The organism is Burkholderia sp. MSMB1835 (genome assembly GCF_001526365.1).
GTDB lineage: Bacteria > Pseudomonadota > Gammaproteobacteria > Burkholderiales > Burkholderiaceae > Burkholderia.
The window spans coordinates 1-17,782 of record NZ_LOYP01000028.1; the positions used below are offsets into that span (position 1 = coordinate 1).

Consider the following 17,782-nt stretch of genomic DNA (forward strand, 5'->3'; position numbering starts at 1 on the left):
AATTACTGCTTCTTCCCAGATTGGTTCTGTTGGCCACGCCAGCAGGACAACCCTCTTTGCCTGATGACCATAGCGAGTCGGTCCCACCCCTTCCCATCCCGAACAGGACCGTGAAACGACTCTACGCCGATGATAGTGCGGATTCCCGTGTGAAAGTAGGTAATCGTCAGGCTCCCTAAGCCAGAAACCCCCGCCCAACCAGGCGGGGGTTTTTGCATTTCGGCGCCCCAAAAATGCGAGAAGCGCGCTCATTCCTCGTAACCCAACCGCGTGCGCGCCAGAGATCGGTCAGCCACGTTCCTGCTGCCTGCCAAGCTCTCCCTCGGAACGAAACCCCGTGATTTGATACGATCGAAGTGTCGTCGACGCGAGCATCCGTCGACATTCGTGTTCGAAACCAGAGCTTGATGAAGAGGGCGGGGGAATGAATATCGGCGACGCGTCGCGCGAATCCGGAGTCAGCGCGAAAATGATCCGGTACTACGAACAAGTCGGCCTTCTTGCGCCGAGCAAGCGTACCGATGCCGGCTACCGGATCTACGGCGCGGACGAAATCCATATCCTGCGGTTCATCCGTCAGGCGCGACGACTCGGCTTCCTCGTCGAAGACATTCGCAAGCTGCTGATGCTCTGGCAGGATCGCTCCCGCGCCAGTGCCGAAGTGAAATCGATCGCGCTTGAGCACGTGGCCGAACTCGACAAACGCATCGCGGAACTGAGCGACATGCGCGACACACTGGCGGATCTGGCCGCGCACTGTCATGGTGACGGGCGGCCAGAATGCCCGATTTTGGCGCGCCTGGCCGACCCCGCCGGCGAACCAAATTAGTGCAGACCTTCGAGTCTCAAAACGAGCTCGGCTTCAATATCACTAAAAATCAACGGGTTATGGGCGGCCCGACTGCCGTCATTCCGAATTGGAATGGCCTCCATGCGCGTATTTCACTAGCATCTTGGTGCGGCATCGCTATAATTCGGGATAACCCTATACGGGAAATCCCTGAATCTCGATTCACCAGGGGTCCCTCTTCCTTGGAGAACGTCATGATCGCCTACATCGTCGAAAAGCTGAGCAACTGGTTCGAATCCGCAGAACGTGAGCGCCGTGAGGCTTACCTCGCCACGTCGTCGGACATCGTCCAGCTCGAGAGCCGCATCCGCTCGCTCGAAACCAACGGCTACTCGCTGTAATCGAAGTTACCGTCAGGTGCCGAGCGGCACCGAACGACAAGCAAGCCCCGTATTGACGGGGCTTTGTTTTTTTGTGCGCCGGATCTGGCGAAAACGTCGGCGCAGCGCTATGGTATGCACCTGCTTTTCATCCTGAAGGACACGATCATGCGTTTGCGTGTCGATGTGCGTCGTCGTGCTCGCGCGCGTCTCGTTCTGGGCGCGGCCGTGCTCGTTCATGGCCTCGCGGTCGGTGCCGCGACGTCGTCCAGGCCGCTCGTTCTCGATACGCAGCGCGGCATCCAGGACGGCAAGGGCGGGTTGGTGTTGCAGACGGCACCGTTGTCGTCGGAGCCGATCGTCGAGCCCGCAGGCATGCGGGCACCGGCCGGGCAGGCGCCGAACACGTCGGTTCCGCTGTTCGTCGCCCCGTATATCAACGTTCCCGCCTGGGGCGGGCAGCCGGCCAACCAGCCGAGGCTCGCGCCGAGACCGCAGCCGTAACGACCAGTCGCCCGATCAGTTTCCGCGGTGCTCGATCTGACAGCGGGCACCGCTATCCTGTCCGAGCATCTCGACCAGGTAGGGCAGTACCTCTTTCATGCTCTGAGCGAGCGTATACGGCGGATTCAGGATGAACATCCCGCTGCCGTAGAGGCCCAGACCGTCGGTCGGCGGATTCGACACCGTCAGCGTCAGGTGCAGCCAGTTGTTCGGTTGAAGGCGCTTCAACTGTTCGGGAAAGCGCTGCGATTCCAGCCGCGAGACCTGCGGGTACCAGATGGCATAGCAGCCGGTCGCGAAACGCTTCAGGCACTCCGTCACGCAACTCACCACGCGCGCGTAATCCTTCTTGTCCTCGTAGGACGGATCGATCAGTACGAGTGCACGACGCGGCGGCGGCGGCAGCAGCGCCTTGATACCTTCGAAGCCGTCACCGGCGAAGATCATCGCGCGTCGCCCCGCGTCGCGGAAATTGTGGCGCAGGACATCGATTTCCGTCGTGTGCATTTCGAACAGGCGCATCCGATCCTGCTCGCGCATCGACCGCCATGCGATGTACGGGGAGCCGGGATAGAAGTGCAGTTCGCCGTCGGCGTTCAGCGCGCGGACTTCATCCACGTAGTCGCCCAGCGCCTCCGGCAGGTTCTTTTCGTTCCACAGCCGGCCGATGCCGGTATCGAATTCCGACGTCTTCGCTGCATAACCGTCGCGCAGCGAGTACACGCCGGCGCCTGCATGCGTATCGATGTACCAGTACGATTTGTCTTTCTTGTTCAGGTAGCGCAGCAGCTGGACGACGACGGCGTGCTTGAGCACGTCCGCGTGGTTGCCTGCGTGAAAACCGTGACGATAACTGAGCATGGCGGGCTGCCTGAAACGAAAGGTGAATCGATGAAAGCGGATCGTGCGTGGCCGTCAGGCCGGGCGCCGAGGCCGCGTATTGTACGCGAGTGGCCGTGAGTCGCCTTACTCGTATGCGTCGCCGACCACCGCCTCGATGCGTTGCTTCACGTCCGGCGTCAGCTTCGCGGCAACGTCGAGCGCGCGCATGTTGTCGCCGATCTGGTCGACCCGCGATGCGCCCGTGATGACCGAACTCACGCGCGGATTCGCGAGCACCCATGCGATTGCCAATTGGGCGGTACTGCAGCCGAGTTCGGCGGCAATCTCGCCGAGCCGTTCGACGATGTCGTTGGCGGCCCGATCGGTCAGGCGTTCGCGCATCCAGTCGTAGCCCTGCAACTGCGCGCGGCTGCCGGCCGGCACGCCGTTGCGGTACTTGCCGGTGAGCAGCCCCGACGCCAGCGGGCTCCAGGTCGTGAGGCCGAGACCGTAATCGTCGTAGAGCCGCGCATATTCCTGTTCGACCCGGGTGCGGTGGAACAGGTTGTACTGCGGCTGCTCGACGACCGGCTTGTGCAGATGATGCCGCTCGGCGATCTCGCACGCTGCGCGGATCTCGTCGGCGCTCCATTCCGACGTGCCCCAGTACAGCGCCTTGCCGCGCACGATCATGTCGCTCATCGCCCACACGGTTTCCTCGATCGGCGTATGCGGGTCGGGCCGATGGCAATAGACGAGGTCGACATAGTCGAGCTGCAGCCGGCGCAGCGAGCCGTCGATCGCGTTCAGCAGGTATTTCCGGTTCAGCGTGTGATACTGGTTCGGGGCTTCCGCGAGCCCCCAGAAGAACTTCGTGGACACGATATAGCTGATACGCGGCCAGTCGAGCGACTTGAGCGCGTGGCCCATGATTTCCTCGGATTTGCCGCCGGCGTAGACCTCGGCGTTGTCGAAGAAATTGACGCCCGCGTCGCGGGCCGCAGCGAGGCATTCGCGCGCGACCCGCTGATCGACCTGATTGCCGTACGTCACCCACGAACCGAGGGAAAGCTCGCTGATCTGCAGGCCGGAGCGGCCTAGCCGTCGATAGTGCATGAGAACCTCCTGTCGAACGGAATCGACCTTTAAGCTTAGACGTTTTGCGCGCGAACGGCGGGGCCGATCGTGCACAATGACGGCTGGCACGCCGATACGATTTCGCGATGAGCGCGGATGCGGCGGGCGCGTGTTTTATCGATCCGACAACGGGAGGAGAAGGACATGGCAGCAGATCTGAGCGGCAAGACCGCCGTCGTCACGGGCGCCGCGAGCGGCATCGGCAAGGAAATCGCGCTGGAGCTGGCCAAGGCAGGCGCGGCCGTCGCGATCGCCGACCTGAACCAGGACGGCGCGAACGCGGTCGCTGACGAGATCAACAAGGCAGGCGGCAAGGCGATCGGCGTCGCGATGGACGTGACCAGCGAGGAAGCCGTGAACACCGGTATCGACAAGGTGGCCGAAGCGTTCGGCTCGATCGACATCCTCGTGTCGAACGCCGGTATCCAGATCGTCAACCCGATCGAGAACTATTCGTTCTCCGACTGGAAGAAGATGCAGGCGATCCACGTGGACGGCGCGTTCCTGACGACGAAGGCCGCGCTCAAGCACATGTACAAGGACGATCGCGGCGGCGTCGTGATCTACATGGGCTCGGTGCACTCGCACGAAGCGTCGCCGCTGAAGTCGGCGTACGTGACGGCCAAGCACGGGCTGCTGGGCCTGGCGCGCGTGCTGGCGAAGGAAGGCGCGAAGCACAACGTGCGCTCGCACGTCGTGTGTCCGGGCTTCGTGCGCACGCCGCTGGTCGACAAGCAGATTCCGGAGCAGGCGAAGGAGCTCGGGATCAGCGAAGAGGAAGTGATCAAGAAGGTGATGCTCGGCAACACGGTCGACGGCGTGTTCACGACGGTGCAGGACGTCGCGCAGACGGTGCTGTTCCTGTCGGCATTCCCGAGCGCCGCGCTCACGGGCCAGTCGGTGGTCGTCAGCCACGGCTGGTTCATGCAGTAACGCGGAGGCGGGCAGTGTAGCCGCCCGCCGCGCTGAGCGGCACAACAAAAAAACGCGCTCCACGGAGCGCGTTTTTCATGTCGGCAGGGCGTGTAGCCGTGACGGCTGCCGCCCGGCGCCGCTTTACTTCAGGACCGCTGCGATCGCATTGGCGACCGCGTCGAGGTTGCGCGTGTTCAGCGCGGCGACGCAGATCCGGCCCGTGCTGACCGCATAGATGCCGAACTCGTCACGCAGGCGATCGACTTGTGCCGAGGTCAGGCCCGAATACGAGAACATCCCGCGCTGTGCGTTGATGAAGCTGAAATCGCGATCGACGCCGCTCGCCTTCAGGCGCTCGACGAGACCGTTGCGCATCGCGCGGATGCGGTCGCGCATTTCGCCGAGTTCCTGCACCCACGCCGCATGCAGTTCCGGCGACGCGAGCACCGCCGCAACCACCGCGCCGCCGTGGGTCGGCGGGTTCGAGTAGTTCGTGCGGATCACGCGCTTCAGTTGCGACAGCACGCGCGTGGCTTCTTCCTTGCTCGACGTGATGATCGACAGCGCGCCGACGCGCTCGCCGTACAGCGAGAACGACTTCGAGAACGACGACGACACGAACGCGTTCAGGTCGGCCGCGGCAAACAGGCGCACGGCAGCGGCATCGGCTTCGATGTTCTCGCCGAAGCCCTGGTAGGCCATGTCGAGGAACGGCACGAGGTTGCGTGCCTTCACGACGTCGACGACCTGCTGCCACTGCGCTTCGGTCAGGTCCACGCCGGTCGGGTTGTGGCAGCACGCATGCAGCACGACGACCGTGCCGGCCGCGTAGCTGTTCAGCGCCGACAGCATGCCTTCGAAGTTCACGCCGTTGGTGGCCGCGTCGTAATACGGGTACGCGACGACTTCGAAGCCGGCTGCTTCGAACAGCGCGCGGTGGTTTTCCCAGCTCGGATCGCTGATCGCGACCTTCACGTTCGGATTCACGGTGCGCAGGAAATCGGCGCCGATCTTCAGCGCACCCGTGCCGCCCAGTGCCTGGGCCGTGACCACGCGGCCCGCCGCGATCAGCTGCGAGTCGTTGCCGAGCAGCAGCTTCTGCACGGCCGCATCGTAGGCGGCGATCCCGTCGATCGGCAGGTAGCCGCGCGGCAGGCCGGCCTCGACACGCGCCTTCTCCGCGTCGCGAACCGCGCGCAGCAGCGGAATCTTGCCGTCTTCGTTCGTGTACACGCCGACGCCGAGGTTGACCTTGGTCGGACGCGCGTCGGCGTTGAAGGCTTCGTTCAGGCCCAGGATCGGGTCGCGGGGAGCAAGCTGGACAGCGGAGAAGAGCGACATGATGATTCGGCAGTAGTGAAAAGAGGGTCAGGCTTTCAGCCGGCAGCGCGGGCGCGGAACAGCGCGCCAACGGCGCGACGCCGGAAAGCGCAGCAGCCTGACATTGTAGCGAATTCGCGCTGGCGGGGGCGGCGATTCCATCGCGATCGGGGCGGCGAATCGTGAATTCGGGCGGCCGTCGCGCGTCAGGAGCCGACAGCAGTTCGCGCGGCCGCGAAGCGCTAGAATGCTTTCTTTGCCCTTGCTCCGGCCGCATTCCATGTCCGAACATCATGCCGAAGTCGGCGACGCGCTCGACGAATCCAAATTCGTCACTTTCGAAGGGTCGCCGTTCCAGCTTTACCAGCCCTATCCGCCCGCGGGCGATCAGCCGACCGCGATCGACACGCTCGTCGAAGGCGTCGGCGACGGCCTTGCCTTCCAGACGCTGCTCGGCGTGACCGGTTCGGGCAAGACCTTCACGATGGCCAACACGATCGCGCGGCTCGGCCGCCCGGCGATCGTGTTCGCGCCGAACAAGACGCTCGCGGCCCAGCTTTACGCGGAGTTTCGCGAATTCTTCCCGCGCAACGCGGTCGAGTATTTCGTCTCGTACTACGACTACTACCAGCCTGAGGCCTACGTGCCGCAGCGCGACCTGTTCATCGAGAAGGACTCGTCGATCAACGAGCACATCGAGCAGATGCGGCTGTCGGCGACGAAGAGCCTGATGGAGCGCCGCGACGTGGTGATCGTCGCGACGGTGTCGGCGATCTACGGTATCGGCAATCCGTCCGAATACCACCAGATGATCCTCACGCTGCGCACCGGCGACAAGCTCGGCCAGCGCGACGTGATCGCGCGGCTGATCGCGATGCAATACACGCGCAACGAGCAGGATTTCCAGCGCGGCACGTTCCGCGTGCGCGGCGACACGATCGACATCTTCCCGGCCGAACATGCGGAAATGGCTGTGCGCGTCGAGCTGTTCGACGACGAGGTCGAGACCTTGCACCTGTTCGACCCGCTGACCGGGCGCGTCCGGCAGAAGATTCCGCGTTTCACCGTGTATCCGTCGTCGCATTACGTGACGCCGCGCGACACCGTGATGCGCGCGGTCGAGACGATCAAGGACGAATTGCGCGAACGGCTCGAGTTCTTCCATCGCGAGGGCAAGCTCGTCGAGGCGCAGCGCCTCGAGCAGCGCACGCGCTTCGATCTCGAGATGCTTCAGGAGCTCGGCTTCTGCAAGGGCATCGAGAACTATTCGCGGCATTTCTCGGGCGCGGCGCCCGGCGATCCGCCGCCGACGCTCGTCGATTACCTGCCGCCCGATGCGCTGATGCTGCTCGACGAATCGCACGTGCTGATCGGCCAGCTGAACGGCATGTACAACGGCGACCGCGCGCGCAAGGAAAACCTCGTCAATTACGGCTTCCGCCTGCCGTCGGCGCTCGACAACCGGCCGCTGAAATTCCACGAGTTCGAGCGCAAGATGCGCCAGGTCGTGTTCGTGTCGGCCACGCCGGCCGACTACGAGAAGCGCGTGACGGGGCAGATCGCCGAGCAGGTCGTGCGACCGACGGGCCTCGTCGATCCGGAAATCGAAGTGCGGCCGGCGAGCTCGCAGGTCGACGACGTGCTGACCGAAATCAACGCGCGCGTGAAGGCCGGCGAGCGCGTGCTGATCACCGTGCTGACGAAGCGCATGGCCGAACAGCTGACCGAGTTCCTGGCCGACCATGGCGTCAAGGTGCGTTATCTGCACAGCGACATCGATACGGTCGAGCGCGTGGAGATCATCCGCGATCTGCGGCTCGGCACGTTCGACGTGCTGGTCGGGATCAACCTGCTGCGCGAGGGCCTCGACATTCCCGAAGTGTCGCTCGTCGCGATCCTCGACGCGGACAAGGAAGGCTTCCTGCGCGCCGAGCGCTCGCTGATCCAGACGATCGGCCGTGCCGCGCGGAACGTGAACGGCAAGGCGATTCTCTACGCGGACAACATGACCGAGTCGATGAAGCGCGCGATCGACGAAACCGAGCGGCGCCGCGCGAAGCAGATCGCCTACAACGAAAAGATGGGCATCACGCCGCGCGGCGTCGTGAAGCGCATCAAGGACATCATCGACGGCGTCTACAACGCCGACGACGCGCGTGCGGAGTTGAAGGAGGCGCAGCAGCGCGCGAAATTCGAGGACATGTCGGAAAAGCAACTCGCGAAGGAAATCAAGCGTCTCGAGAAGCAGATGGCCGACTACGCGAAGAACCTCGAATTCGAGAAGGCCGCCGCGACCCGCGACCAGCTTGCCGTGCTGCGCGAACGCGTGTTCGGCGCGAACGTCGGCGATCACATCAGCGGCGGCCGGTAAATCTTTCCAAGCGTCACCGAATCCTTTTGGTAAAGCGCCTGTAAGCCTTGTCGGATCAGGGGTTTACGGCGCGCTCCGTTTGTTCCGAAACGGGTTCGGTGCTAAACTCCTCATGTATTGAGAATAGTTCGCATTAACGTTCTTCGTCGCGTTAGTGTTTCCAGCGGGCGGCCCGGCGGCGGCTCGCATGTCGTCAAGATAGTCAGACAAATAACAAGGAGTGTCCATGTTGGGTTCTTCGTTCATCCGCACGACGGTTGCGGTAGCGGCGGCGCTGGCCGCGATGTCGGCCTCGGCGGCCGAGTATCCGATCGGCAAGCAGCAGATCCAGGGCGGCATGGAAATCGGCGCGGTGTATCTGCAGCCGATCACGATGGACCCGGAAGGCATGATGCGCAAGGCGTCGGATTCCGACATCCACCTCGAGGCCGACATCCATGCGGTCAAGAACAACCCGACCGGTTTCGCGGAAGGCGACTGGATGCCGTACCTGCAGGTCACGTACAAGCTGACGAAGCAGGGCGACACGAAGTGGAAGGCCGAGGGCGACCTGATGGGCATGGTCGCGAGCGACGGCCCGCACTACGGCGACAACGTGAAGCTCGCCGGCCCGGGCAAGTATCACCTGACGATGGTCGTCAAGCCGCCGATGCAGTCGGGTCACATGGCGTTCGGTCGTCACGTCGACAAGGAAACGGGCGTGGGCCCGTGGTTCAAGCCCATCACGCTCGAGTACGACTTCCCGTTCGCCGGTATCGGCAAGAAGGGCGGTTACTGATCGGTGGCATGACGAACGGCGCGCTTCGGCGCGCCGTCGGCGTAGAGAACCCAGAATGAAAATTCCCCAGAAAATCGTTGCCGCAGCCGCTGCGCTGTGGCTTGCCGGCGCGGCGCATGCGGCCGATCTGCCGACGTTCAAGCTCGAGATGACGGACGGCAAGCTGAATCCCGCACGCATCGAAGTGCCGGCCGGCCAGCGTTTCAAGATCGAGATCAGGAACACCGGCAAGGGCGCCGCCGAATTCGAGAGCGTGCAGTTGCGCAAGGAGAAGGTGCTCGCGCCGGGCGCCGATTCGTTCGTGGTCGTCGCCCCGCTGTCGCCGGGCGAATACAAGTTTTTCGACGATTTTCACCAGCAGGCGCAGGGCGTGATCGTCGCGAAGTAACGCGTTTTATCTGCGCGCGGGCGTCCAGTCCCTTGCCCCGTGCGTCAGGAGGTATCGATGGGTCAGATCTTGTTCATCGTCTGGCGGGAGAGCGTCGAAGCGCTGCTCGTCGTCGGCATTCTCTATGCATGGCTGAAAAACGGCGACGACGACGCGCGCCGCGGCCTGCCTTTCCTCTGGGCCGGCGTCGGCGTCGGCCTGCTGATGGCCGTCGGCCTCGGCGCCGCGCTGGTCGGGTTCACCGAGGTGTTGTCCGGCGATGCGCAGGACTATTTCCAGACGGCGATGGTGCTGATCGCATGCGTGCTGATCGTGCAGATGGTGCTGTGGATGCGCCGGAACGGCCGCACGCTGAAGCGCGACATGGAGCAGTCGCTGCAGCAAAGCACGCGCGATTCGAACTGGTGGGGCGTCGCCGTGCTGGTCGCGCTCGCGATCGCGCGCGAAGGCAGCGAGACGGTGATCTTCCTGTACGGCCTCGGTTTCGGCCAGTCGGGCCACGTCGACGGTAGCCAGATGCTCGCGGTCGTGATCGGTCTCGGCCTCGCGTTCCTCACGTTCTATCTGCTGCAGCTCGGCGGCAAGTATTTTTCGTGGCGGCATTTCTTCCGCGTCACCGAGGTGATGCTGCTGTTTCTCGGCGCGGGCCTGTTCCAGACCGGCATCGACAAGCTGATCGACAAGGAAATCCTGCCGCTCGGCATCTCGCAGGTGTGGGATACGTCCGCGATCCTCGATGATTCGGGCACGTTCGGTTCGCTCGTCGCGACGCTGACCGGCTATCGTGCGCACCCGGCGCTGACCAACCTGGTGGCGTATGCGGTGTACTGGGCGGTCGTCTGGCTGCTGATGAAGCGCGCGAGCCGCCGTCCGGCCGTCGCAGCGGGTCGCGCGGCATGAGTGTCGTCGCCGCCGTCAAGCCGGGCTGGCTCGCGCAGGCCGGCCAGTGGATGCAGCGCCACGGTGCGCTGATCCGCGGTATCCAGTGGATCGTCGTCGCCGTCTACGCGTTCCTGATCATCGTGCCGGCGGTGTTGCCGCTGCCCGACGATTCCGCGCACCTGTGGAACAACCTCACGCTCATCGCGCAGTTCGCGTTCTGGGGTATCTGGTGGCCGTTCGTGCTGCTGTCGATGGTGATGCTCGGCCGCGTCTGGTGCGGTGTGCTGTGCCCGGAGGGCGCGCTCACCGAATACGCGAGCAAGTTCGGCCGCGGCGGCCCGATTCCGCGCTGGATCCGGTGGGGCGGCTGGCCGTTCGTCGCGTTCGGCATCACGACGATCTACGGGCAGATGGTGAGCGTGTACCAGTACCCGCTCGCGGTGCTGTTCGTGCTCGGCGGCTCGACCGTCGGCGCGATCGTGATCGGCGTGCTGTACGGCCGCGAGAAACGCGTGTGGTGCAAGTACCTGTGTCCGGTCAACGGCGTGTTCGGGCTGCTCGCACGGCTTGCGCCGATGCGCTACAAGGTCGACGAGGATGCATGGCGCCGTTCTTACAAGAACGGCGAGCACGGCCATCGCGTGATTCCGATCAACTGCGCGCCGCTCGTGCCGTTGCGCAACATGAAGGGTGCGGCGGCCTGCCATATGTGCGGCCGCTGCAGCGGGCACCGCGACGCGATTTCGCTGTCGCTGCGTTCGCCGTCCGACGAAGTCGTGAACCTCGGTGCGGAACAGGCCAACCCGTGGGACACCGCGCTGATCCTGTACGGCCTGCTCGGCGTGGCGATCGGCGCGTTCCACTGGACCGTCAGTCCCTGGTTCGTGCAGATCAAGCAATGGCTCGCGGGCTGGCTGATCGACCGCGACATCACGTGGCCGCTCGAGACCAATGCGCCGTGGTTCCTGCTCACGCACTACCCGGACCGCAACGACGTGTTCTCGTGGCTCGATGGCGGGCTGGTCGTCAGCTACATCGTCGGCACGGGCCTCGTGTACGGCACGGCGCTGCTGGTGTTGCTGGCCGGCGCCACGCTGATGCTCGGCCGCTTCGATCGCGTGCGCCTGCATCACCTCGCACAGGCGCTGATCCCGATCGCGGGTGCGGGCGTGTTCCTCGGGCTGTCGGCCACGACGCTGTCGTTGCTGCGCGCCGAGCATGTGCCGCTCGGCTGGGCATCCGATGTGCGTATCGCGATTCTGGTCGGCGCCAACGTGTGGAGTGCGTGGCTCGCGTGGAAGGTAACGGGGCGCTATGCGGCGTGGCCGCGCCGGCTCGCGGCATTCGCGTGGTTCGCCGTCGGGCTGGCCGTCGTCGACAGCGCATGGTGGTTGATGTTCTGGGGGTTCTGACGCGGCGCGCATGCCGCTCTCGCTGTCGCGCATCGACGGCAGCAACGCCACCCGGGCAACGTGCTGCGCGCATTGTCTGCTCAAACAAAAAAGCGACACGTCCTTCGACGTGTCGCTTTTTTCTTCCTGGTGCGAGAACCAAAAAAAGTGGCTTGGCTTGCTGCAACGGCTGCTTGAGTGTGTTTGCACGAAGGGGTCTAGATCTCGCGTGCAAGCCGTTACGCTGGCTACTGCCCAACACCTCTCAGGGAGGTGGTCCCCACAATACTCGGTCGTTACTTCGTCAGGATCAGTTTGCCGAGCCGCGTGGCGCGCAACTGATAAGTCTCTCCGTTATGCGCGATGCTGACGTGGCTTTGGCCTTGCAGCAGCGCATCGCTGTTGACGACCCGCGTGCCTGCATCGCGGTTGCCGGCGGGTTTCGCCGGCGTGGTGACCGCTGCCGTCTTCTGACGGCTGCTGGCTGCGGTGCCGGTGGTGCGGCGCAGGGTCAGCGTGGTCGGGCGCATGGTGTCGGTCATTCGGTTTGAGCGGTGACTGTCGATACGATGGAATGAATTCTAAATGATAACCATTCCCATTTACAAAAACTCTTTATCAATTGAGATGTCAGTTCTGATAGCTTGAATCAAGAAAGGCGGCCCGCAGGCCGCCACGGGGATTCAGTGCAGCGGATCGGGATCCTTGCGACCCTGCGCGTATTCGCGGATCAGGCGAACGGTATCGATATCCGACGTGCGGTACGCCTCCTTGACGATCCCGTGCGTCTGTCGCGCTTCTTCGCTGTCGTCCGTGACCGTCAGCGTCGTGCGGTACTCGAAACGCAGGAACAGCTCGTTGTCGTCGCGCTCCTCGATCGTCATCGTCAATGAGCCGCCGATCTCGCCGTCGGCCGCGCGGATGTCGTAGCGGACCTGCTGGTTCGGCGTGAACGTCACGTGGTCGCGCACGGTCGCGTGGCCGTAATGCAGTTCGCGTTCGAGCGTCGTGTCCGTCCGTTCGTGGATGACGCAGCTGTCGAGACCGATCACGAACAGCTGCGGCTGTTCCGCGCGCAGCACGAGGCCTTCCCAGAGCTGGTCGCGGGTGAGGGCCGGCACGGCCGGATCGTCGGAGTTGATCTGGATCAGATGTTCGAAGTTCAAGGGCTGGAGTTCCTTCTGGTGGCGGGTCGCCACATGCATGATTCAAGCACGCATTGTGACGCAAAACCACGGGCTTCGCGGCACCTGCGCTTCACTGGCTCACGCATCGATGCGGCCCATGCGGCCGGTCTGGTAGTCGACGACGGCCTGCCGGATTTCTTCCTCGGTATTCATCACGAACGGGCCGTAACGGACGATCGGCTCGTTGAGCGGCACGCCGCCGATCAGCAGCAGGTCGAGCGACGTATCGCCGGCAGCGAACGTGACAGCGTCGCCGTCGTCGCCGTAGACGATCATGCGCCGTGCGTCGACAGCCTGCCGGTCGGGCCCGTAGAGGCCCGTTCTGTCGATCGGATAGGCGAACACGCGGTAACCGGCCGGCACGGGCTGCGTGACCGTTGCGCCGGGTTCCAGCGTGAAATGCTGATAGAGGATCGGCGTGCGCGTCTCGATCGCGGCCTGTACGCCGAACGCTTCGCCGGCGATGACGCGCACGTGCGCGCGGCCGTCCGGCGACGTCGCGGTCGGAATGCGGGCAGCCGGGATTTCCTGGTAACGCGGCGCGATCATTTTGTCGCGGCGAGGCAGATTGACCCACAGCTGGAAGCCATGGGAGCGCCCGCCTGCCTGAGCGAACGCCGGGTCCGGCATCTCGCTGTGCACGACGCCGGCGCCGGCCGTCATCCACTGCACGTCGCCGGGGCCGAGTGTGCCGGCATGGCCGGACGAGTCGCGATGACGGAAACGTCCGTCGAGCGCGTAGGTCACGGTTTCGAAGCCGCGATGCGGATGATCGGGCGCGCCGACGGCTTCGCCGGGGGCGTAGTCGACGGGCCCCATTTCGTCGAGCAGCAGGAACGGATCGAAATCCATCAGCAGCCGCGTCGGGAACGGGCGGTGAACCACGAAACCGCCGCCTTCGATGGTGCGAAGCGCGGGGTAGGTGCGATCAAGCGAGCGAGCGGTGGTCATGGGAAGCCCTCGACATCATCGGAATAGCGTTATTTTTGAAACATGGCGCTATTATATGGGGCGTTTTACCGCGCGATTCGCGGCGGTTCGCAATGGATTGTTCTGAAATTGGAACGATGAGATGAATATCGATGCACATAACCTGAACGACCTGATGTACTTCTCGCAGGTCGTGGAACATGGCGGCTTCTCGGCCGCCGAGCGCGTGCTGGGCATCTCGAAATCGCGGCTGTCGCGGCGCCTGACCGAACTCGAGGCGGCGCTCGGCGTGCGCCTGCTGCAGCGTTCGACGCGCAAGCTCGCACTGACCGAGGCGGGCGAGCTGTTCTACCAGCATTGCCAGGCGATGCTCGCCGAAGCGAGGGCCGCGATGAATGCGGTGCAGCAGTTGCGCGCGTCACCGCGCGGCTCGGTGCGCGTCAGCGTGCCGGTGACGCTGTCGCAGACGATGCTGTCGCGCATCCTGCCCGAATTCCTGCGCCGCTACCCCGAGGTGAAGGTGCATGTGCGCGTGACGAATCGCGTGATCGACCTGTTCGAGGATTCGATCGACGTCGCGTTGCGCGTGCGCTCGGAGCCGCCGCAGAACGCCAACATCGTCGTGCGGCCGCTGTGGCGCACCGAGCAGATGCTGGTCGGCGCGCCGAGCCTGCTGAGCCAGAATGCGCCGCCGCTGGCGCCGGACGACCTGACCGGCTTCGAGACGCTCGATACGCCGAGCGTCGACGGTCGGCACGTATTCAACCTGATCGCGCCGGACGGAACGCGCCACGTGCACGAGCACGATCCGCGGCTCGTGACGGCCGACCTGATGACGATCCGCGAAGCCGTGCTCGATGGCCTAGGCATCGCGGCGCTGCCGGAGATGATGTACGGCAACGCGCTGCGCGCGGGGCAACTGTCGCCCGTGATGCCCGGCTGGACGCTGCCGGTGCCGCAGCTGTATGCGGTGTTCGTATCGCGACAGGGGATGCCGCCCGCGGTACGTGCGTTCGTCGATTACCTGGTCGAGAAGCTCGACCATGGCGCGTACAAGGAGCCGGGTTGCCCCGAGCGCGCGAAGAAGGAAGCGGCGGCCGATGTTTCGGCGACCTGAACACGGCGCCCACGACGACGCAAATTTGTTTTGTCATTGAAGCGTCGCCTGCAATCGCAAGTTTCAATCGCCGGAACCTTGAATGCGCGGACGGGCGGGCCTATATTGAAATCCCATTTCGTGAAGGAAGTTCTGAGCGAAATCAGGTGGCCGCATATATTGTGAGCCAGATAGGGCAGAACGCGCAGTCCGTGCAGACCACGGCAGAGTCGCATTTGCGTTGCTCGAGGCGCAACCGATACCGCCGAAGAGCCCGCCGCCCGAAGGCGCCCGCGTGCGCATGAAAAAAGGCCTTCATCTGGCGATGAAGGCCTTTTACTTTGGGGACGCCCGGTTGGGGACGCCCGGTTGGGGACGCCCGGTTAGGGACGCCCGGTTAGGGACGCCCGGCTAGGGACGCCCGACTAGGTGCGCCAGTTACTACCGGCGGCGGGACGTGTGCACGTTATTTTGCTTTTGCGCCCGGCTCCGTCACGAAGCCGAGCTTCGTCAAGCCGCCTGCCTGCGCATCCGACATCACTTCCGCGACGTGCTCGTACGCCACCTTGCGGTCCGCGCGCAGGTGCAATTCCGGCTGCGGCGTGCGTTTCGCGGCTTCCGCGATGCGTGCCTGCAGTTGTTCGCGCGTGACCGTGTGGTCGTCCCACAGGATCGTGCCGTCGCCCTGGATCGCGACGTCGACGGTCTGCGGCTTTTCGTCGACGGGCTGGCTGCTGGCGTGCGGCAGGTCGATCTTCACCGCATGCTGCATTGCCGGGATCGTCACGAGAAAAATGATCAGGAGTACGAGCATGACGTCGACGAGCGGCGTCATGTTGATCTCGCTCATCACGGCATCGTCGTCATCGTCGCTGAAACCGGTGTTCATGGCCATGGATCACCTCGTCTCAGCTGGCGGCGCGCGATGCGAGACGCAGGCCGTCGCGCGTCGACGACGACGCGAGGCTCGCGCCCGTCACGAAGTACGCGTGCAGGCCGTGCGCGAAGCGGCGCAGCTTGCTGACGACACCCTTGTTCGCGCGGGTCAGTGCGTTGTAGCCGAGCACGGCGGGAATCGCGACGAACAGGCCGAAGGCCGTCATGATCAGCGATTCGCCGACCGGGCCCGCGACCTGGTCGATCGACGTCTGGCCGGTGGCGCCGATCGCGAGCAGCGCGTGGTAGATCCCCCAGACCGTGCCGAACAGGCCGACGAACGGCGCCGTGCTGCCGACCGATGCGAGGATCGCGAGGCCGCTCTGCATGCGCGAAATGCCTTCGTCCATCGTGTCCTTCAGGCAGCGCGTGACCCAGTCCGATACGTCCATGCGATCGTGCAGGTGCGGCTGCGTCTGATGGTGGTGGTCGGCGGCTTCCTTGCCCGACAGCGCGAGCGCGAGGAACGGGTTGTCGTTCGGCGTCGAGGCGGCGAGGCCGAGCTTCTTGATGCCGTCGTCGAAATTGTCGGAATGCCAGAATGCCTGTTCGGCGTTCTTCGTGAGGCGATTCAGGCGGATCACGTTCCAGCCTTTGACGACGATCACGATCCACGACAGGACCGACATCACGAGCAGCGTGATCGCAATCGCGCGTGTGACGAAATCACCTTGCGCCCAGACGTGCGCGATACCGTAGCTTTGCATTTTTGTTTCCTTTGAATCTTCCGGATGAGGCAGGTTAGTCGGTGAGCCCGAAGCTGTAGGGCTGCGTGCGGGCGGCGCGGATCGCCTGGCCGTTCTCGACATACGGACGGCAGGTGGTCGAGCGCATCGCGTCGAGGGCGGCATCGTCGAGGCGCGGATAGCCGCTGCTCTTTTGCAGATCGATGCTTTCGATCTTGCCGGTCACGCCGACGACGAAGTGAACATAGGCGGTGCCCGATTCGCCGCGGCGGCGCGACATCGACGGATAGTCGGGCTTCACGAAGTTGCATTGGAGCGTCGGCACGTTCTTCGGCGCGCTGACCTGCATCGTTTCGCGCGCCGGGGCCGGCGTGGCGGCCGGTGCCGCGGGAGCGGGCGCGGCGGGAGCCGGTGTCGGATCGGCGGCGGGAGCGGGGACGGGCGACGGGGCCGGTGACGGCGCAACCGGTTGCGGGGTCGGCTTCGCCGCTTTCTGCACCGGCTTCGGCTCGACCTTCGGCTTCACGCGCGGCACGGGCTTCGGCGGCGCGGGTTGCGGGATCGACTCGGCCGCGACCTGCTGCGCGATCGGCGCAGGCGTGATGAGCTGCGCGGTGATCGTCTGGACCTCGACCGATTTCGGCGGTGGCGTGTTGCGATGGAGCCACGCGGCCGTGAGCATGATCGCGTGTGCGGCAAGCACACCGACCGCGACGACGATCACTCGGGAATTCATACGTGGTGCAGCCGGCATGGCGCCGGCAGGAGCGAGATGCGAAGCCTGCATGTTAGCTTGAAAGAACGACGCCGCACCCGGGGCGCGGCGGGTGAATCGGCATCACTTGCGGAAGATCAGCAGCGAGATGCAAACGGTGGTTACGAATCCGATCAGCAATTCCATCACAGGCTCCTTGGCAGGTAAGCCGTTGGCTCGCGCAGACGGTGGCTTGCTGACGGTCACAACAAAAAATGCGGCCTGGCCGCATGCGCACGCTCGGTGTCGCTCAGGCCGCCTTGCGGTCGTAGAACGTGACCGGGATCGGATGCGCATGATGCTCGACGCCGCACCGGCTCGCGCAGACGCCTTGCTCGGCCATGAGGTCGCGTACGGACTCCTCGCACTTGCCGCAGCACGTGGCCACGCCGAGCTCGAACTGGAGTTCATCGAAAGAGTTCACGCCCTCGGCGAGGGACGCGCGAATCTTGCGATCGGAAACAGACTTGCACACGCAGACGATCATGATGAGTTGCGATAGCTAACGTTAATGC

The 17,782-nt window shown here is 64.3% G+C and carries 21 protein-coding genes and 1 rRNA gene; 11 read left to right on the top strand and 11 right to left on the bottom strand.

Going from position 1 to position 17,782, the window contains the following annotated elements; translation table 11 throughout:
- Positions 1 to 59 precede the first annotated feature (59 nt).
- The 3 genes from rrf (at position 60) to WS96_RS32250 (ending at position 1,191) form a co-directional block, all read left to right on the top strand.
- A 5S ribosomal RNA gene (rrf, locus tag WS96_RS12005) occupies positions 60 to 172 on the top strand.
- A gap of 252 nt (positions 173 to 424) precedes the next feature.
- Positions 425 to 829 carry a Cu(I)-responsive transcriptional regulator gene (gene cueR, locus WS96_RS12010; RefSeq protein WP_059832745.1) on the top strand — a complete coding sequence of 135 codons (405 nt, stop codon included), beginning with the start codon at positions 425 to 427 and terminating at the stop codon, positions 827 to 829.
- A gap of 215 nt (positions 830 to 1,044) precedes the next feature.
- On the top strand, positions 1,045 to 1,191 hold the full coding sequence (locus WS96_RS32250) for a DUF3563 family protein (RefSeq protein WP_006478295.1): 147 nt from the start codon (positions 1,045 to 1,047) through the stop codon (positions 1,189 to 1,191).
- Between the two features lie 12 nt (positions 1,192 to 1,203).
- Here the strand turns inward: WS96_RS32250 and WS96_RS34500 are convergent, their stop codons facing one another.
- On the bottom strand, positions 1,204 to 1,410 hold the full coding sequence (locus WS96_RS34500; protein ID WP_257127979.1) for a hypothetical protein: 207 nt from the start codon (positions 1,408 to 1,410) through the stop codon (positions 1,204 to 1,206).
- Between WS96_RS34500 and WS96_RS12015 the strand changes: the two genes are divergently transcribed.
- On the top strand, positions 1,339 to 1,674 hold the full coding sequence (locus WS96_RS12015; protein WP_059832845.1) for a hypothetical protein: 336 nt from the start codon (positions 1,339 to 1,341) through the stop codon (positions 1,672 to 1,674). The genes WS96_RS34500 and WS96_RS12015 overlap by 72 nt on opposite strands.
- A 15-nt stretch (positions 1,675 to 1,689) precedes the next feature.
- On the opposite strand, the gene WS96_RS12020 is transcribed toward WS96_RS12015, so the two are convergent.
- Together WS96_RS12020 and WS96_RS12025 are read right to left on the bottom strand one after the other, a co-directional pair.
- Positions 1,690 to 2,535: a 23S rRNA (adenine(2030)-N(6))-methyltransferase RlmJ gene (locus WS96_RS12020; RefSeq protein WP_059832747.1), complete on the bottom strand. Its 846-nt coding sequence runs from the start codon at positions 2,533 to 2,535 to the stop codon at positions 1,690 to 1,692.
- A 105-nt stretch (positions 2,536 to 2,640) separates the two neighbouring features.
- Positions 2,641 to 3,612: a potassium channel beta subunit family protein gene (locus tag WS96_RS12025; RefSeq protein ID WP_059827528.1), complete on the bottom strand. Its 972-nt coding sequence runs from the start codon at positions 3,610 to 3,612 to the stop codon at positions 2,641 to 2,643.
- Positions 3,613 to 3,777: 165 nt separating this feature from the next.
- Between WS96_RS12025 and WS96_RS12030 the strand changes: the two genes are divergently transcribed.
- Positions 3,778 to 4,566, top strand: a complete 789-nt coding sequence (locus tag WS96_RS12030) for a 3-hydroxybutyrate dehydrogenase (RefSeq protein ID WP_059782050.1) — start codon at positions 3,778 to 3,780, stop codon at positions 4,564 to 4,566.
- Positions 4,567 to 4,689: 123 nt separating this feature from the next.
- Here WS96_RS12030 and WS96_RS12035 read toward each other — a convergent pair whose 3' ends face one another.
- On the bottom strand, positions 4,690 to 5,889 hold the full coding sequence (locus WS96_RS12035) for an amino acid aminotransferase (RefSeq protein WP_059832750.1): 1,200 nt from the start codon (positions 5,887 to 5,889) through the stop codon (positions 4,690 to 4,692).
- A gap of 259 nt (positions 5,890 to 6,148) precedes the next feature.
- Between WS96_RS12035 and uvrB the strand changes: the two genes are divergently transcribed.
- From uvrB to WS96_RS12060, 5 genes are all read left to right on the top strand, one after another.
- The gene (gene uvrB / locus WS96_RS12040; RefSeq protein ID WP_034207824.1) at positions 6,149 to 8,239 is read left to right on the top strand and encodes an excinuclease ABC subunit UvrB; all 2,091 of its coding nucleotides are present in this window, start codon (positions 6,149 to 6,151) and stop codon (positions 8,237 to 8,239) included.
- Positions 8,240 to 8,465: 226 nt separating this feature from the next.
- Complete coding sequence (locus WS96_RS12045; RefSeq protein ID WP_006483880.1) at positions 8,466 to 9,017, top strand: iron transporter; 552 nt, start codon at positions 8,466 to 8,468, stop codon at positions 9,015 to 9,017.
- 55 nt (positions 9,018 to 9,072) lie between these two features.
- The gene (locus WS96_RS12050; protein WP_006478303.1) at positions 9,073 to 9,405 is read left to right on the top strand and encodes a cupredoxin domain-containing protein; all 333 of its coding nucleotides are present in this window, start codon (positions 9,073 to 9,075) and stop codon (positions 9,403 to 9,405) included.
- 57 nt (positions 9,406 to 9,462) lie between these two features.
- Positions 9,463 to 10,305: an FTR1 family iron permease gene (locus tag WS96_RS12055; protein ID WP_059832753.1), complete on the top strand. Its 843-nt coding sequence runs from the start codon at positions 9,463 to 9,465 to the stop codon at positions 10,303 to 10,305.
- Positions 10,302 to 11,699 (top strand): 4Fe-4S binding protein, encoded by a 1,398-nt coding sequence (locus WS96_RS12060; RefSeq protein ID WP_034207823.1) that lies wholly within the window; start codon positions 10,302 to 10,304, stop codon positions 11,697 to 11,699. The genes WS96_RS12055 and WS96_RS12060 overlap by 4 nt, the downstream gene beginning before the upstream one ends.
- 275 nt (positions 11,700 to 11,974) lie before the next feature.
- Here the strand turns inward: WS96_RS12060 and hemP are convergent, their stop codons facing one another.
- From hemP to WS96_RS12075, 3 genes are all read right to left on the bottom strand, one after another.
- Positions 11,975 to 12,220: a hemin uptake protein HemP gene (hemP, locus tag WS96_RS12065; protein WP_034207822.1), complete on the bottom strand. Its 246-nt coding sequence runs from the start codon at positions 12,218 to 12,220 to the stop codon at positions 11,975 to 11,977.
- Positions 12,221 to 12,361: 141 nt separating this feature from the next.
- Positions 12,362 to 12,844 (bottom strand): SRPBCC family protein, encoded by a 483-nt coding sequence (locus WS96_RS12070; protein WP_059504035.1) that lies wholly within the window; start codon positions 12,842 to 12,844, stop codon positions 12,362 to 12,364.
- Positions 12,845 to 12,943: 99 nt separating this feature from the next.
- On the bottom strand, positions 12,944 to 13,816 hold the full coding sequence (locus tag WS96_RS12075) for a pirin family protein (protein ID WP_059832757.1): 873 nt from the start codon (positions 13,814 to 13,816) through the stop codon (positions 12,944 to 12,946).
- 121 nt (positions 13,817 to 13,937) lie between these two features.
- Here WS96_RS12075 and WS96_RS12080 point away from each other — a divergent pair, with 121 nt between their 5' ends.
- Positions 13,938 to 14,912: a LysR substrate-binding domain-containing protein gene (locus WS96_RS12080; RefSeq protein ID WP_027784947.1), complete on the top strand. Its 975-nt coding sequence runs from the start codon at positions 13,938 to 13,940 to the stop codon at positions 14,910 to 14,912.
- Positions 14,913 to 15,357: 445 nt separating this feature from the next.
- Here WS96_RS12080 and WS96_RS12085 read toward each other — a convergent pair whose 3' ends face one another.
- The 4 genes from WS96_RS12085 to WS96_RS12100 all read right to left on the bottom strand — a co-directional run bounded on the left by WS96_RS12085 (position 15,358) and on the right by WS96_RS12100 (position 17,754).
- Complete coding sequence (locus tag WS96_RS12085) at positions 15,358 to 15,786, bottom strand: ExbD/TolR family protein (protein WP_006478310.1); 429 nt, start codon at positions 15,784 to 15,786, stop codon at positions 15,358 to 15,360.
- A 13-nt stretch (positions 15,787 to 15,799) separates the two neighbouring features.
- Positions 15,800 to 16,534: a MotA/TolQ/ExbB proton channel family protein gene (locus WS96_RS12090; protein ID WP_027784946.1), complete on the bottom strand. Its 735-nt coding sequence runs from the start codon at positions 16,532 to 16,534 to the stop codon at positions 15,800 to 15,802.
- 34 nt (positions 16,535 to 16,568) lie between these two features.
- Positions 16,569 to 17,300 carry an energy transducer TonB gene (locus tag WS96_RS12095; RefSeq protein ID WP_059832759.1) on the bottom strand — a complete coding sequence of 244 codons (732 nt, stop codon included), beginning with the start codon at positions 17,298 to 17,300 and terminating at the stop codon, positions 16,569 to 16,571.
- A gap of 217 nt (positions 17,301 to 17,517) precedes the next feature.
- A complete protein-coding gene (locus WS96_RS12100; protein ID WP_006482749.1) occupies positions 17,518 to 17,754 on the bottom strand; it encodes a (2Fe-2S)-binding protein in 237 nt (78 codons plus the stop codon).
- Positions 17,755 to 17,782: the final 28 nt, after the last annotated feature.